The organism is Bradyrhizobium sp. USDA 4541 (assembly GCF_024171085.1).
Taxonomy (GTDB): domain Bacteria; phylum Pseudomonadota; class Alphaproteobacteria; order Rhizobiales; family Xanthobacteraceae; genus Bradyrhizobium; species Bradyrhizobium australafricanum.
In genome coordinates, this window is record NZ_JALJZF010000001.1 from 39211 (window position 1) to 53587 (window position 14377).

General features: G+C 65.4%; 12 protein-coding genes. 4 read left to right on the top strand and 8 right to left on the bottom strand.

Going from position 1 to position 14377, the window contains the following annotated elements:
* From J2R80_RS00170 to J2R80_RS00185, 4 genes are all read right to left on the bottom strand, one after another.
* Entirely contained in the window at positions 1-732 is a 732-nt protein-coding gene (locus J2R80_RS00170) for an amino acid ABC transporter permease (RefSeq protein WP_050385176.1), read from the bottom strand.
* Between the two features lie 151 nt (positions 733-883).
* The gene (locus J2R80_RS00175) at positions 884-1801 is read right to left on the bottom strand and encodes an amino acid ABC transporter substrate-binding protein (protein ID WP_057015477.1); all 918 of its coding nucleotides are present in this window, start codon (positions 1799-1801) and stop codon (positions 884-886) included.
* A 30-nt stretch (positions 1802-1831) separates the two neighbouring features.
* Positions 1832-2695 (bottom strand): alpha/beta fold hydrolase, encoded by an 864-nt coding sequence (locus J2R80_RS00180; protein WP_253637894.1) that lies wholly within the window; start codon positions 2693-2695, stop codon positions 1832-1834.
* Positions 2692-3108, bottom strand: coding sequence for a hypothetical protein (locus J2R80_RS00185; protein WP_253588130.1), 417 nt, complete (start codon positions 3106-3108; stop codon positions 2692-2694). Before J2R80_RS00185 ends, J2R80_RS00180 begins: the two co-directional genes overlap by 4 nt.
* 387 nt (positions 3109-3495) lie before the next feature.
* Between J2R80_RS00185 and J2R80_RS00190 the strand changes: the two genes are divergently transcribed.
* The 3 genes from J2R80_RS00190 to J2R80_RS00200 all read left to right on the top strand — a co-directional run bounded on the left by J2R80_RS00190 (position 3496) and on the right by J2R80_RS00200 (position 6614).
* On the top strand, positions 3496-4458 hold the full coding sequence (locus J2R80_RS00190; RefSeq protein ID WP_076827755.1) for a tripartite tricarboxylate transporter substrate binding protein: 963 nt from the start codon (positions 3496-3498) through the stop codon (positions 4456-4458).
* A gap of 155 nt (positions 4459-4613) precedes the next feature.
* Positions 4614-5099, top strand: a complete 486-nt coding sequence (locus tag J2R80_RS00195; RefSeq protein WP_028332964.1) for a tripartite tricarboxylate transporter TctB family protein — start codon at positions 4614-4616, stop codon at positions 5097-5099.
* Between the two features lie 6 nt (positions 5100-5105).
* Positions 5106-6614, top strand: coding sequence for a tripartite tricarboxylate transporter permease (locus tag J2R80_RS00200; protein ID WP_028341157.1), 1509 nt, complete (start codon positions 5106-5108; stop codon positions 6612-6614).
* Between the two features lie 157 nt (positions 6615-6771).
* Here the strand turns inward: J2R80_RS00200 and J2R80_RS00205 are convergent, their stop codons facing one another.
* From J2R80_RS00205 to J2R80_RS00215, 3 genes are all read right to left on the bottom strand, one after another.
* Positions 6772-7617 (bottom strand): IclR family transcriptional regulator, encoded by an 846-nt coding sequence (locus J2R80_RS00205; protein WP_057015479.1) that lies wholly within the window; start codon positions 7615-7617, stop codon positions 6772-6774.
* A 247-nt stretch (positions 7618-7864) separates the two neighbouring features.
* Complete coding sequence (locus J2R80_RS00210; RefSeq protein WP_057015480.1) at positions 7865-9151, bottom strand: MFS transporter; 1287 nt, start codon at positions 9149-9151, stop codon at positions 7865-7867.
* A gap of 233 nt (positions 9152-9384) precedes the next feature.
* Positions 9385-10770 (bottom strand): M20 family metallopeptidase, encoded by a 1386-nt coding sequence (locus J2R80_RS00215; protein ID WP_076827757.1) that lies wholly within the window; start codon positions 10768-10770, stop codon positions 9385-9387.
* A gap of 238 nt (positions 10771-11008) precedes the next feature.
* Here J2R80_RS00215 and J2R80_RS00220 point away from each other — a divergent pair, with 238 nt between their 5' ends.
* Complete coding sequence (locus J2R80_RS00220) at positions 11009-12388, top strand: LLM class flavin-dependent oxidoreductase (RefSeq protein ID WP_253588131.1); 1380 nt, start codon at positions 11009-11011, stop codon at positions 12386-12388.
* 279 nt (positions 12389-12667) lie between these two features.
* On the opposite strand, the gene J2R80_RS00225 is transcribed toward J2R80_RS00220, so the two are convergent.
* Positions 12668-14332 carry a thiamine pyrophosphate-binding protein gene (locus J2R80_RS00225; RefSeq protein ID WP_253588132.1) on the bottom strand — a complete coding sequence of 555 codons (1665 nt, stop codon included), beginning with the start codon at positions 14330-14332 and terminating at the stop codon, positions 12668-12670.
* Positions 14333-14377: the final 45 nt, after the last annotated feature.

Below are 14377 nucleotides of genomic sequence, written 5' to 3' on the forward strand. Positions count from 1 at the left end.
TCATTTGCCCGTGATGTAGCCGGGGATCGCGACATAGCGCTCGAGGAAGCGCATCGCGGTCACCACGACGAAATTGAGGAGCAGGTAGAGCACGGTTGCCGCCGTGAACGCCTCGAACACCTGGAACGAGAACTCCTGCATCGAGCGGGCCTGGCCGGTCAGTTCGATCAGGCCGATGGTGATGGCGACCGCGCTGTTCTTGATGGTGTTGAGGAATTCGGAGGTCAGCGGCGGCAGGATGATGCGGAATGCCATCGGCAGCAGCACGTAGCGATAGGTCTGCACCGTGGTGAGGCCGAGCGCGGTCGAGGCCTGCTTCTGCCCGCGCGGCAGCGAGGTGATGCCGGCCTGCAATTGCACGGCGACGCGCGCCGACATGAAGAAGCCGACGCCGATCGCGGCGGTCCAGAACGGCGCATTCGGCAGTTGCTTCAGCCACAGCCCGGCCGACCGCGGCAACAATTCGGGCAGCACGAAGAACCACAGGAACAGCTGCACCAAGAGCGGCATGTTGCGGAAGAACTCGACCCAGCAGAAGCCGATCCACGACGCGGTCCGCGACGGCAGCGTGCGCAGCACGCCGATCACCGAGCCGGACACCAGCGCGATGATCCAGGCCAGCACCGACACCTTGACGGTGACCACCAGCCCCGACAGCAACAGGTCGAGATAGGTGCCGGTCCCCATCGGGTTCGGCTCAAGGAAGATGTGCCAGTTCCAATTGTAGTTCACAGGTCCCCCACGCGGCCGTGCCGGTCACGGCATTACGCCGGCATCGCGCGCGGCGTCTATGCAAATGTCCGGCCATTCTCCTCCAAAAATGGCCGGACATGCTAACTTTCAGGACCCGCTCCCAAAAGGGACGACGGGTCATACACAGCGGTCAGTTGACTAGATAGGCATCCGGATCCGGAGAGTCCGACGGCTTCGCAAACTGCTTCTTCATCTCCGGTCCAGCCGGCGAGTTGAGATTAAGGCCCTTCGGCGGGATCTTTTGGGTGAACCACTTGTCATAGATCTTCTGGCCCTCGCCGCTGGTGTAGAGCGCGGCGGTTGCGGCGTCGACGACCTTCTTGAACGGCGCGTCGTCCTTGCGCAGCATGATGCCGTAGGGCTCGGGCTTGGAGAACGCGTCCTTGGAGATCACGTAGTCATCCGGCGACTTCGAGCCGGCGACGAGGCTCGCGAGCAGGATGTCGTCCATTACGAAGGCGACCGCGCGATCGGTCTCGACCATCAGGAAGGCCTCGGCATGGTCCTTGGCCGGGATGATATTGACGCTCAGCCCGCGCGCGAGGTTGGCCTCGGTCAGCTGCTTGATGTTGGTGGTGCCGGCGGTCGAGACCACCGTCTTGCCCTTCAGATCGTCGATCGAATTGATCTTGCTCGCCTTCTTGGTGACGTAGCGGCTGGCGGTCAGGAAGTGGCTGTTGGTGAAGGAGACCTGCTTCTGGCGCTCGGCATTGTTGGTGGTCGAGCCGCATTCGAGGTCGACGGTGCCGTTGGCCATCAGCGGAATACGCGTCGCCGAGGTCACCGGGTTGAGCTTGACCTCGAGCTTGTCGAGCTTCAGCTCCTTCTTCACGGCATCGACGATCTTGTAGCAGATGTCCATGGCGTAGCCGACCGGCTTCTGGTTGTCGTCGAGATAGGAGAACGGGATCGAGGAGTCGCGGTAGCCGAGCGTGATCGCGCCGGTGTCCTTGATGTTCTTCAGCGTGCCGGTCGGCTCCTGGGCTTGCGCCTGGCTCGCGCCCAGCGCGGCGGCGAGCGCGAAGCCGATCAGATAGTTGCGTGTCATACGTCTACTCCTTGCGTGGAAACGGTCGTTCTAGTGCGTGAGAATATCAGCGAGGACGGGTGCGATATAGCGGCGAAACAGTTCCGGATTCTCGCTCATCGGAAAATGACCGAGCTGCTCCATGATCGTGACGCTGGCGCCCCCTATTGCCGCTGCGGTCCGCCTCGTATCCTCGGGCGTGCAGGAGAAATCATACTCGCCCGTAAGCAGATAGAGGTTGCATACTTTAGTCTCGATTGACGCGACCCGGCCGCGCAGGTCGCCGTCGACACGGTAGAAATACAGGTCGCCCTTGAACACGCCGGGGCCGCCCTGCTTGTAGGCCCACAGCGTTTCCATCCGCGCAGGCTCCGGGCTTTGCGGGGCGATCAGCCCGGACACCAGCGCGGCGCAGACTTCGCCGCCGTGAACATCCGGCCGGTTCAGCCAGTTCGTGTCATACCACGGCGCCTGGAAATCGGCAGCCTCGAGCCCGATCAGCGCGCGGAACTCGGCGGCATATTCGATCGCAAGGTTAAGCACGATGCGGCCGCCGATCGAGCAGCCCATCACGACAGGCTTCTCCAGCCCCAGCGCCCGACAGAAAGCGCGGATGGTCTCGGTGTAGCGCGCAGTGGTGAGCTGGTATTCATCGCCGGTCCAGCTCATCGGCGGATTCGACTTGCCATGCCAGGGCATATCGAAGGCAATGATGCGGAAATTTTCGGCAAATTGCGTATCCGCGAGCAGATGGCGCCACTGCCGTGCATCCGATCCCGCGGTGTGCAGGCAGACCAGCGGAATGCCCGTGCCGTTCTCCTCGAAATAGATCCGGTGCAGCTCGCCGCCGATCTCGACGTGAACGTAGCGGCCGACCATCGGCTCGATGTGGCCGTCCATGATCTTGCCGCTCATGATACGGCCGCCGCGAAATGCTGCCGCGGCAGCGCCAGCAGGTCCTTGAAGTATTGCAGATGCGCCATGAAGGGATGCAGGTCGCCTTCCAGCACGGCCTCGCCGCGCTTGGTCAACGCCAGCAGATCGTGCCAGCCGGGCTTCGGCTCGGCCTGCCAATAGGCGGCCCAGGCCTGCGGCGTCGCGCGATAGGAAAAGCGCCAGGAGCGCATCAGGACCGGTGAAGGCGCAAACTCGACGATGCGCCCGCTGCGGATCGCGGCATGAAACGGCCGCGTCATCGGGCCGATCAGGCAGTCGCAATCAAGCAGCCGCCCGCGCGCAAGCAGCCGAGGGGCCTCGTCGAGCAACGCGGGAAGGCCGGCAAACGCCCTCGTCACAGCGTCGTCGGTGGCGTCAGGCGATGGCGTCATCTGTCGGGCGGCGTTCCTGCAGCGGGCGGCGCCATGATGACGGCAAGCGCGCAATCCCGCAAGGCGCCGATGCCTTTGGGTTCCCTTGATTATTCGCTTGACCAAACCCGGCTTGCCGGTCAGGCGCGCACACCCCGCGCCCTCCCGGCACAGTGCCAGGAACGGCCAATCCGTCCGACCAAAGGCCGATTGAATTCCGCGGCTCGGCAGGTCGCGCCAAATCGCGGCAGACCAATTGTCGCAGCCGGCGCTTCGAGCGCAATTCGCGCTTCCGTTGCCCGCCCCGTTCTGTCCAATGCGCTCGGTCCCAGCATGACAGGGACGATCATTGCCAACACCGAACAAGACGCGGCCGCGATCGAACGCGGTCATAAGGGAGAGATCGAGATGTCGCACCGCAATCGCTTGATGGTCCTGCTCGCCGCCGGCATGCTGGTGTCAACAGCGGCGCTCGCGCAGGACTATCCGACCAAGCCGATCACGCTGATCGTGCCATGGCCGGCGGGCGGCTCGACCGATATCTCGATGCGCGCGATCGCCGAGAGCGCCTCGAAGGTGCTGGGCCAACCGATCGCGGTCGACAACAAGGCGGGCGGCGGCGGCACCGTGGGCCCCGCGACGATGGCCGCCGGCGCCAAGCCCGACGGCTACACCATCGCCCAGATCCCGATCACAGTGTTCCGCCTGCCCTTGATGCAGGAGGTGTCCTGGGATCCGGCGAAGGATTTCTCCTACATCATTCACCTCACCGGCTACACCTTCGGCGTCACCACCAACGCGGAGTCGCAGTTCAAGACTTGGCAGGACGTAGTCGATTTCGCCAAGAAGAACCCGGGCAAGGTGACCTATGCGACGCCCGGCACCGGCACCTCGCTGCATGTCGGCATGGAGCAGATCGCCCTGATGGCCGGGATCAAGCTGACCCAGGTGCCGTTCAAGGGCGGCGCCGAGACCAATGCGGCCGTGCTCGGCCAGCACACCATGCTGCAGGCGGATTCCACCGGCTGGCGGCCGCTGGTCGATGCCGGCAAGCTCCGCCTGTTGATGGTGTGGACCGGCGCGCGCTCGCCGAACTATCCGGACGTACCGACGCTGAAGGAGCTCGGCTACCCCATGGTCTATGACTCGCCGTTCGGCATCGCCGGCCCCAAGGGCATGGACCCCAAGATCGTCGCCAAGCTGCACGATGCCTTCAAGAAGGCGATCGAGGACCCGGCGGTGATCGCAACGCTGGCCAAATACGACATGGTGCCGAACTACAAGAACACCGAGGACTACAAGAAGTTCGTGGGGGAGGTCACCGAGTCCGAGCGCAAGGTGATCGACACGCTGGGGCTGGCGAAGAAGTAAGGACTGGCCGCGAAGTCTCCGTCCGTCATTGCGAGGAGCGAAGCGACGAAGCAATCCATCCCTCCGCACATGCGGTGAAATGGATTGCTTCGCTTCTCTCGCAATGACGGGGATAGGTCGATGCCCCACCTTGCGACTTGACGAGAGCACATCCCATGACAGACCAAACCAACGTCAAATTCCGCCTCAACAACTCCGAGCTCTGGGGCGGGCTGATCGGGCTCGGGCTCGGCGCCTTCGTGATCTGGTCGGGCCTCAAGCTGAAGCTCGGCACCATCAACGATCCCGGCTCCGGCTACGTGCTGTTCTACACCGGCATCCTGATGTGCGTGTTCGCGGCCTCGATCATGATCGCGGCGGTCACCGAGGGCGGCCCGACCTTCGCCTCGCGCTGGGAGAATGCGCGCTGGGGCAAGCCGGTGCTGGTCATCGTCTGCCTCACGGCGTTCGCCTTTGCGCTGGAGCCGCTCGGCTTCCTGCTGTCGGCGATTCCGCTGATGCTGTTGCTGCTCCGCGTGATCGATCCGGTGCGCTGGTCGCTGGCGATCCCGCTGTCCATCCTTGCCCCGCTCGGGATGTGGTGGGTGCTGAAGCACCTGCTCGCGATCCAGCTGCCGAGCGGCATGTTCGAGATCGGTTGAGCGCCCATGGATACTCTCGTCAACGTCGCCCACGGCCTCGGCGTCGCGCTGCTGCCGATCAACCTGCTCTACTGCTTCATCGGCGTGTTCATCGGCACGCTGGTCGGCGTGCTGCCCGGCATCGGCCCGATCTCGGCGATGTCGCTGCTGCTGCCGGTGACGCTGTCCGGCACGCCGGAATCCGGCATCATCATGATGGCCGGCATCTATTACGGCTCGATGTATGGCGGATCGACCACCTCGATCCTGGTCAATATCCCCGGCGAAGCGGCTTCCGTCGTCACCTGCATCGACGGCCACCAGATGGCCAAGCAGGGCCGCGCCGGCCCCGCGCTCGGCATCTCCGCCTTCGGCTCGTTCATCGCCGGCACCTTCGCGCTGATCGCCCTGATGCTGGTGGCGCCGTCGCTCGCCAGCGTCGCGATCGCGTTCGGGCCGGCCGAATATTTCAGCCTGATGGTGCTCGGCCTCGTGGTGCTGACCTTCCTCACCCAGGGCTCGATGGCCAAGGCGCTGTTGATGGCCTGCATCGGCGTCGTGCTCGGCCTGGTCGGGCTCGACAGCATCACGGCGCAGCCGCGGCTGACCTTCGGCCGCCTCGAGCTGATCGACGGCATCGGCCTTGTGCCGGTCGTGATGGGCCTGTTCGGCGTCGCCGAGGTGCTGCTCAACACCGAGCAGGCGATCAAGCGCGACATCATCAAGACCAGGATCAACCAGTTGCTGCCGAGCAAGGAGGACTGGAAGGCCAGCGCCGGACCGGTGGCGCGCGGCACGGTGCTCGGCTTCTTCCTCGGCATCCTGCCCGGCGGCGGCGCCGTGGTGGCGTCGTTCGCCTCCTACGCGCTGGAGAAGCGGCTCTCGAAGCATCCGGAGCGCTTCGGCCACGGCGCGATCGAGGGCGTCGCGGGGCCGGAATCGGCCAACAATTCCGCGGCCGGCGGCGCCTTCATTCCGCTGATGACGCTCGGCATCCCGCCGAACGTGGTGATGGCGCTGCTGCTCGGCGCCTTCGTGATCCACGGCCTGCAGCCGGGGCCGCTGATGATCTCGCAAAACCCGACGCTGTTCTGGGGCATCGTCGCCAGCATGTATATCGGCAATTTGATGCTCTTGGTGCTCAACCTGCCGATGATCGGCATGTGGGTGCAGCTGCTGCGGCTGCCCTACAACGTGCTGTTCCCGCTGATCATCCTGTTCACGATCATCGGCGTCTACTGCTCCAGCAACAACGTGTTCGACGTCCACGTCATGATCGCGTTCGGCGTGATCGGCTATTTCATGCGCAAGCTCGGCTACGAGCCGGCGCCGCTGGTGCTCGCCTTCGTGCTCGGGCCGATGCTGGAGAACAATCTGCGCAAGTCGCTGATCCTCTCGCAGGGCGACCTCATGACCTTCGTGGAGCGGCCGATCTCGGCGATCTGCCTCGCCTTCGCGCTGGTGCTGCTGGTCGGCCCGCTGCTGCCCTCGCTGCGCAAGAAGCGCGAGCTGGTGGCGCTGGATGAGGGGGCGTAGGAGAGCGAGCCCGACTTCAGCCGCGCCGGCAGCGCGCCCCCTCGCCCCGTTCTTACGGGGAGAGGGTTGGGGTGAGGGGCTGCCTCCGCAAGCACGGTGATAGCAGTATCCGCGGAGGCCCCCCTCACCCGCACGCGGGGAGAGGCGAAGCGGCAGCTCAACCGACCTTCGCCGCACGCCCGTTCTTCGGCGCCTGGGCCAGCGCGCGGGCCAGCACCTGGGCTTCCTTCTTCAGCATGTCGGCGAGCTCGCCTTCGCGGCGACGGATGCGGTCGGACGCGGCGCCGATCGAGAGCGCGGCGACCACCTCGCCGGCATCGTCGCGCACCGGCACGCCGACGCCGCCCATGCCGGGGAACGCGGCGTCGATCAACACGGTGTGGCCGGCCTTGCGCGCCATGGCGATCCGCTCGCGCAGGAACTTTGGCGTGATGCGCGGCGATTTCGCCAGCCGCGGCACGATCACCTCGATCACAGCCTCGATCTCGGCATCCGGCAGCCAGACCAGCAGCGCCAGCGCGCCGGCGCCGACGCCGAGCGGACGGCGGCTGCCGATCTGCAAATAGTTCGGTTGCAGCGGATGGTTGCCGACCGAGCGCGCCAGATAAAGCGCCTCGACGCCGGATCGCACCGACAGCAGCGCGGTATCGGCCGAGCGCTCCGACAGCCGGAGCAGGCTCGGCTGCGCCAGCTCGGCGATGTCGACCGAACGGCGCGCGCCGACCGCCATCACCCGCGCCTCCTGGCCGAGCTCATAGGTCTTGGCGCCGGCGACGCGGCTGACGAAGCCTTCCTCAATCAGCGAGTTGAGAATGCGCAGCGCCGTCGCCTTGTTCAGCGAGGTGGAGTCGGCGATGTCGGTGAGCCGCAACGGCGAGCGCTGCGCCAGCACGCGCAGGATCGCGCAGACCTTCTGGATCGCGTTGAACTTGTCGGGTTGGCCCGGTTCCGGCAGTGGCCTCTTGCGGCTGGTCCGTGCGGTCGCAGTCGTGGAGGCGTTCATGCCCTGGCCTTCCTTGCCGTCAATTCCAAATCCTGAACCGGGCAGGACGAAGATGCGCGCCCGGCCGACATCATCCTAGGACGGATGACGTGCGCCGGACACCGTATACTTTCGTCAGATGAAACTTTGATTTCGACTATCTACGCTGCTGTGCAACAATGAGGATATTTGAATTTCGCATCACGAAATCTGATGCGGTTAGCATGATCCTTTCGAAAAACCGCTTCGCACTTTTTCGGATCATGCGCTACGCCAGCCGCAGCCTGCGGATCGTGAACAGCGCGCAGAGGCTGAGGATGCAGACGGCGGTGAGATAGTAACCCGGCGCTAGCTCGCCGATCGTCGCGAAGCCGCCCATCCAGGTCATGATCGCCGGCCCCATGCCGCCGAACAAGGTGACGCCGATATTGTAGCTGAGACCGAGCCCGGTCGCACGCGTCGCCGCCGGAAACAGTTCCGACATCAGCGCGGCGAGCGGCCCGTAATACAGCGACTTGAGGACGCCGAGCCAGAGCACGCCGATCAGGATGATCATCGGCGTCGGCTTGCCGGTGAGCAGGAGGAAGGCCGGGAAGATCGACACCAGCAACAGCAGCGCGAACAGGATCATGTGGGTGGTGCGTCCGATCTTGTCGGAGACCATGCCTGCGATCGGCGCCAGCAGCGCAACCGCGGTCTGCGCGGCGAACGAGGCGATGAAGCCGACCGATGGCGCGAGGTTGAGCGTCTTCACCACATAGGTCGGCATGTAGACGATCAAATAGTTGACCGCGGTCGACACCGCGAGCGCGCCGATCGCGAGCATCGTGGCGAGCTTCTGCCGCGCGAACACTTCCCTGACCGGCGATTCCTTCTTCGCCGCCGGCGGCGGGGTCGCATCGTCGACGTGGTTGCGGATGTAGATGCCGACCGGGCCGATCAGGACGCCGAACAGGAACGGCAGCCGCCAGCCCCAGTACTGCAAATCCTCCGGGCTCATCAGCGAGGTCAGCAGTGCACCGAAGCCCGCGCCCAGCAGCCCGCTGACGCCCTGGCTCGCGAACTGCCAGCTCGCCACGAAGCCGCGCCGCTCCGGCATGTGCTCGACCAGGAACGCAGTCGAGGAGCCGAACTCGCCGCCGGCGGAAAAGCCCTGCACCAGCCGTGCCAGCAGCACCGCGATCGGCGCCAGGATGCCGATGGTCTGATAGGTCGGCATCAGCGCCAGCACCAGCGTGCCCAGCGTCATCAGCACGATCGACAGCATCAGCGAGGCCTTGCGGCCGTGCCGGTCGGCATAGGCGCCGAGCACGACGCCGCCGATCGGGCGGATCAGAAACGACAGGCCGAAGCTGCCGAAGGTCAGGAGCAGCGAGGTGGTCGGATCATTGGCCGGGAAGAACGCCTTGGAGAGATACACCGCGAAATAGGCATAGACCGAGATGTCGTACCATTCGAGCGCATTGCCGACCGAAGTCGCGACGATCAGGCGGGTGATGTTTTTCTTGTCGACCGCTGTTGCGCGCTGAGCGTCCGCCGAAGTTGATAGTGTCATTACATTTTCCTTGCCGGTGAAGGCACCAGCTTTTCAACTCGAAATGGCCGGCTTGACCCGGCCATCCACGTCTTCCCCGTCATCCGCGCGCAAAGGCTTCGCCTTTGTCGCTGGAGGTGCGAGCTCTTGCGAGCCTCGAAGGATGCACGGCCCCACTGGTGGCCGTCGATCCTTCGAGGGCCGCTGAAGAAGCGGCCACCTCAGAATGACGGGGAACAAGCGAGCCCAGCTCCTTATCCCTTGTGCTTTGCCTCGCCGAGGTCCCAGAACAGGCCGGCCATGATGGTCAGCGCCTCCTCGGTCACCGGCAGCAGGATGTGCTCGTCGGGGGCGTGCTGCGAGCAGCCCGGATAGGAATGCGGCACCCAGATCGTCGGCAGGCCGAGGCCTTCGGAGAACACGTCGTTCGGCAGCGAGCCGCCGAAATTCGGCAGCACCGCCGGCGCCTTGCCGGTGGTGGCGCGGATCGAGTTCGCCGCCCAGTCGATCCACGGGCTATCCATGTCGGTGCGCGAGGCGGCAAAGCGCTGCGTGCCCGAGACCTCGACCATCGGGAAACCGTTGTTGTGCAGATAGTCCCGCACCGCGTCGATCACCTCGAGATGCCGGGTGCCGACGACGAAGCGGAGCTGCAGCACGGCGTTGGCCTTGCCGGGAATCGCGTTGGCGGGCTTTTCGATATTGCCCGACGACATCGCCAGCACCTCCAGCGTGTTCCAGGCGTAGAGCCGCTCCGCCGCGGTCAGGCCCTCCTCGCCCCAATCTTCCGCCAGCGCCGGTTCGTCCGCCGTCGGCTTGATCTCGACGTCGGCGAGCGCGGCGCGGACGCGGTTCGAGATCGGCGGCGGTTTCAGGATCTCGAGCTTCATGCGGCCCTTGCCGTCGACCAGGCTCGCGATCGCGCTCGCCAGGATCGTGGCGGGGTTGGCGAGCACGCCGCCCCAATTGCCGGAATGGTTGCCGCCCTCGCGCAGATTGACGTCGAGATGGATGCGGTTGCCGCCGCGGCAGCCGAGGAAGATGGTCGGCCGCTCCGCCGACAGCCGCGGCCCGTCGGAGGCAATGAACAGGTCGGCCTTCAGCTCCTCGCGATGCGCCTCGCAGACCTCGCGCAGATCGGGCGAGCCGATCTCCTCGCCGGTCTCGATGATGAATTTGGCATTGAAGCCGAGCTTGCCGCCGCGCGCCTGCTTCACCGCGCGCAGCGCCGCCATGTTGATCGAATGCTGGCCCTTGTTGTCGGCGGTGCCGCGGCCATAGACGCGCTCGCCCTTGACCGTGGTCTGCCAGGGATTGAGCCCGTCGCGCCATTCGCCGACCATGCCGTCGACGACGTCGCCATGGCCGTAGGTCAGCACGGTCGGCCGCGAAGCGTCTTCCTGGTAGTCGGCAATCAGATAGGGCCCACGGCCGGTCGGCGACTCGATCAGGTGGGTCTTGAAATCGAGCTCGGCGAAGGCCGGTTGCAGATTCTCCACCAGATAGGCGCGCAGCGCATCGGCCTTGTCGGCATTCAGGCTCTCGGTCTGGTAGCCGACCCTGCGGTCCAGTTCCTTCAAGAACTCTCCCGATTGAAAATGCTCTCGCACCTTTGCGATTGCGTCGGCCCGTGTCGCCATGATTGTTCCTTCGTCCGGTCGCGTCTTGGCATGATCGCACCGGAACGCCATGCTTTGCGTCCCGATCATGCTTCTGGAGGGGCGCAACCTATCGGGATCGGCTCGCGACCGGAAGGGCGCGAAATGCGAATGGGCCTTGCCAAAACGTGGGAAGTCGCAACAAGTTGAAGTGGGATGCCCGGCATCGACCGGGCAGCATTCGAAGCGGCGCGCAAGATTTCGACCAAGGTTTTCGACAATGACAAAACAAATCCGGCTCAACGCCTTTGCCATGAACTGCGTGGCGCATCAGTCGCCGGGGCTGTGGACCCATCCGCGCGACCGCACCAAGGACTACAACAAGCTGTCCTACTGGATCGATCTGGCGAAGACGCTGGAGCGCGGCCGGTTCGACGGGCTGTTCCTCGCCGACGTGCTCGGCGTCTACGACGTCTATGCCGGCAATCCGGATGCGGCGCTGCGCAACGCGGCGCAGACCCCGGCCAATGAACCGTTGATGCTGATCCCGGCGATGGCCGCGGTGACCGAAAATCTCGGCTTCGGCGTCACCAGCAATCTGTCCTTCGAGCCGCCCTACCCGTTCGCGCGGCGGATGTCGACGCTCGACCATCTGACCGGCGGCCGGGTCGGTTGGAACGTGGTGACCGGCTATCTCGATTCCGCCGCGCGCGGCGCCGGCAAGGACAAGCAGACCGCGCATGACGACCGCTACGAACTCGCCGACGAATATATGGAGCTGGTCTACAAGCTCTGGGAAGGCAGCTGGGAGGACGACGCCGCGATCCGCGACGTCGCGCGCGGCATCTTCACCGATCCGAGCAAGGTGCATCCGGTACGCCATGACGGCAACAACTACCGGCTCAACGCGATCCACCTGTCGGAGCCGTCGCCGCAGCGCACGCCGGTGCTCTACCAGGCCGGCACTTCGCCGCGCGGCCGGCAGTTCGCCGCCGAGCACGCCGAATGCGTGTTCATGTCGGGACCGTCGGCGAAGGTGATCGGTCCGCGGGTGTCGGCGATCCGCGAGCTCGCCGCCGCGAAGGGCCGCAACCCGGCCGAGATCCTGATGTTCTCGATGATGTGCGTCGTGGTGGCGCCGACCGAGGCGGAGGCGAAAGCGAAGTACGCCGAGTATCGCAGCCATATCAGCCATGAAGGCGCACTGGCGCTGATGTCGGGCTGGACCGGAGTCGACTTCTCGACCTATTCGCTCGACCAGGAGGTCCGCCACGTGCAGAACGACGCCGGCCGCTCCGCGATGGACAACGTCACCCGCGCCGATCCCGACCGGGTCTGGACCGTGCGCGAGGTCGCCGAGCATGTCGGCATCGGCGGCGCCGGCCCCGTGGTGGTCGGCTCGCCGGAGCAGGTCGCCGACAAGATCGAGCAATGGTTCGAGGACACCGACGTCGACGGCCTCAACGTCGCGTTCGCGATCTCGCCCGGCGATTTCGAGGACATCGCCGACATGCTGGTGCCGGAGCTCGTCAAGCGCGGCCGCTACAAGCGCGAGTATGCGAAGGGCACCTTGCGGGAGAAGCTGTTCGGCGCAGGGCGTGCGAGGCTCGACGCGACGCATCCGGCGAGTCGGTATCGGGTGAAGAAGACGACGACGTAGCCAGCCCCGTCATTGCGAGCCACCCGGTCGGCGCGAAGCGCCGCCGGATGACAGGCTCAGCGAAGCAATCCATAGCTCCGCATATGCGGGATCATGGATTGCTTTGTCGCTTCGCGCCTCGCAATGACGCGGCACACACGTCTGCCCATCCCGTCATCGAGGAGCGCGCTCTTGCGCGCGTCTCGAAGGATCGACGGCCACCAGGCGGGCCGTACATCCTTCGAGGCTCGCTTCGCTCGCACCTCAGGATGACGGGGAGGCAGCAAGCGCGCGGCTTGCTCAATTCACCGAATTGCTCACCACCACCTCGATCAGCTTCGCGCCCGGGCAGCTGAACGCCGACTTCATCACACCCTTCAGCTCCTGCGGATCGGTGACCTTGATCGCCTCGAGCCCAAGCGAGCGCGCGACGCCGGTGAAATCGACCGGCGGGTCGATGAAATCCATGCCGACATAGTTGTCGTCGCCGTGGAAGGCGAGCAGGCGCTGCTTGATGATGCGGTAGCCGCCATTGTTGACGATGACGAAGGTCAGCGGCAGCTTGTGATTGGCGGCGGTCCACAGCGACTGGATCGAATACATCGACGAGCCGTCGCCGGAATAGCACACCACCGGCCGCTCTGGATTGGCGAGGCTGACGCCGACCGCGGCCGGCAGGCCCCAGCCGATGCCGCCGGATGCCAGCGCGTGATAGCCGTAGCGGTCGCGATGCGGCCTCAAGCCAATGATCTGGCGCGACGAGGTCAGGCCCTCGTCAACCAGGATCGCGTTGTCGGGCATCGCCTCCACGACCTGCAACGCCAGCCAGTCCGGATCGATCGGCGAGGTCTGGCTCGCCTTCGAGATCTGCTCGACCAGCGCCTTGCGCTTCGCCGCCCAGTTCTTCGTCGACAAGGCCGCGAGTCCCCGCTTGGCGCGCGTCTCCAGCGCGCCGCCGCCGGCCTCCTTCAACGCCGGCACCAGCGCGCGCAGCGTTTCCTTGACGTCCGCCTTCACCGCGATCTCGGCGCCATAGTTCCTGGCGAGGTCGCTGTCGACCAGGCCGACCTGCACGATCGAGAGCCCGTCCGGCAACGGATCGACCTCGCTGTAAACGGACATCCGCAGCGGATCGCCGCCGAGCGCGATCAACAGATCATGCGGTGCCAGCACGTCGCGCGCGACCTTCTGCAGCCGCGCGATCGCGCCCATGAAGCTCGGGCTTTCGGAGAGGAAGTGCGAACCATAAGGAGTCGGCGATTGCCAGGCCGGGCAGCCCAGCGTCTCGGCGAGATCGGCCGCCTCGCGCAGCGCATCGCTTTTCACGATCTCGTCGCCGACGACGATCACCGGTCGCTCCGCCTTCAGGATGCGCGCGGCCAGCGCTTTGAGCGATTCTTCCGACGGCCGGACCCGCGTGTCGATCCGGGTGGAGCGGCCGAGCTCGATGCCGGCTTCGGAATTGAGAATGTCGCCGGGCAGCGAGATGAACACCGGCCCGGTCGGCGGCGTGGTCGCGATCTTGGCGGCGCGGCGCACGATGCGCGGCAGGTCTTCGAGCCGCGTCACCTCGACCGCCCATTTCACCAGCGGCGTCGCCATCTGCACCAGCGGACCGTAGAGCACCGGTTCGGTCAGGCCGTGGCCCTGTTCCTGCTGCCCGGCGGTCAGGATCAGCGGCGTGCCGGTGAAGCTGGCATTGTAGAGCGAGCCCATCGCGTTGCCGAGGCCCGGCGCAACATGAACATTGCAGGCGACCAGCTTGCCGGAGGCGCGGCTGAAGCCGTCGGCCATCGCGACCACCAGGCTCTCCTGCATCGCCATCACATAGGTGAGATCGGGATGGTCCTTCAGCGCGTGCATGATCGGCAGTTCGGTGGTGCCGGGATTGCCGAACAGATGGGTGACGCCCTCATCCTTCAGCAGCGCCAGAAATGCCGAGCGGCCGGTAATGCGATTTTTCATGTTCCCTCCAGGCCTGTCGGCGCGTTGGCCGACGGGGATCAAGGG

Excerpts from the sequence above, each read along its gene's own strand:
- J2R80_RS00175 (WP_057015477.1), bottom strand. The coding sequence starts at position 1,801 with ATGACACGCAACTATCTGATCGGCTTCGCGCTCGCCGCCGCGCTGGGC.
- J2R80_RS00180 (WP_253637894.1), bottom strand. The coding sequence starts at position 2,695 with ATGAGCGGCAAGATCATGGACGGCCACATCGAGCCGATGGTCGGCCGC.
- J2R80_RS00185 (WP_253588130.1), bottom strand. The coding sequence starts at position 3,108 with ATGACGCCATCGCCTGACGCCACCGACGACGCTGTGACGAGGGCGTTT.
- J2R80_RS00190 (WP_076827755.1), top strand. The coding sequence starts at position 3,496 with ATGTCGCACCGCAATCGCTTGATGGTCCTGCTCGCCGCCGGCATGCTG.
- J2R80_RS00195 (WP_028332964.1), top strand. The coding sequence starts at position 4,614 with ATGACAGACCAAACCAACGTCAAATTCCGCCTCAACAACTCCGAGCTC.
- J2R80_RS00200 (WP_028341157.1), top strand. The coding sequence starts at position 5,106 with ATGGATACTCTCGTCAACGTCGCCCACGGCCTCGGCGTCGCGCTGCTG.
- J2R80_RS00205 (WP_057015479.1), bottom strand. The coding sequence starts at position 7,617 with ATGAACGCCTCCACGACTGCGACCGCACGGACCAGCCGCAAGAGGCCA.
- J2R80_RS00210 (WP_057015480.1), bottom strand. The coding sequence starts at position 9,151 with ATGACACTATCAACTTCGGCGGACGCTCAGCGCGCAACAGCGGTCGAC.
- J2R80_RS00215 (WP_076827757.1), bottom strand. The coding sequence starts at position 10,770 with ATGGCGACACGGGCCGACGCAATCGCAAAGGTGCGAGAGCATTTTCAA.
- J2R80_RS00220 (WP_253588131.1), top strand. The coding sequence starts at position 11,009 with ATGACAAAACAAATCCGGCTCAACGCCTTTGCCATGAACTGCGTGGCG.
- J2R80_RS00225 (WP_253588132.1), bottom strand. The coding sequence starts at position 14,332 with ATGAAAAATCGCATTACCGGCCGCTCGGCATTTCTGGCGCTGCTGAAG.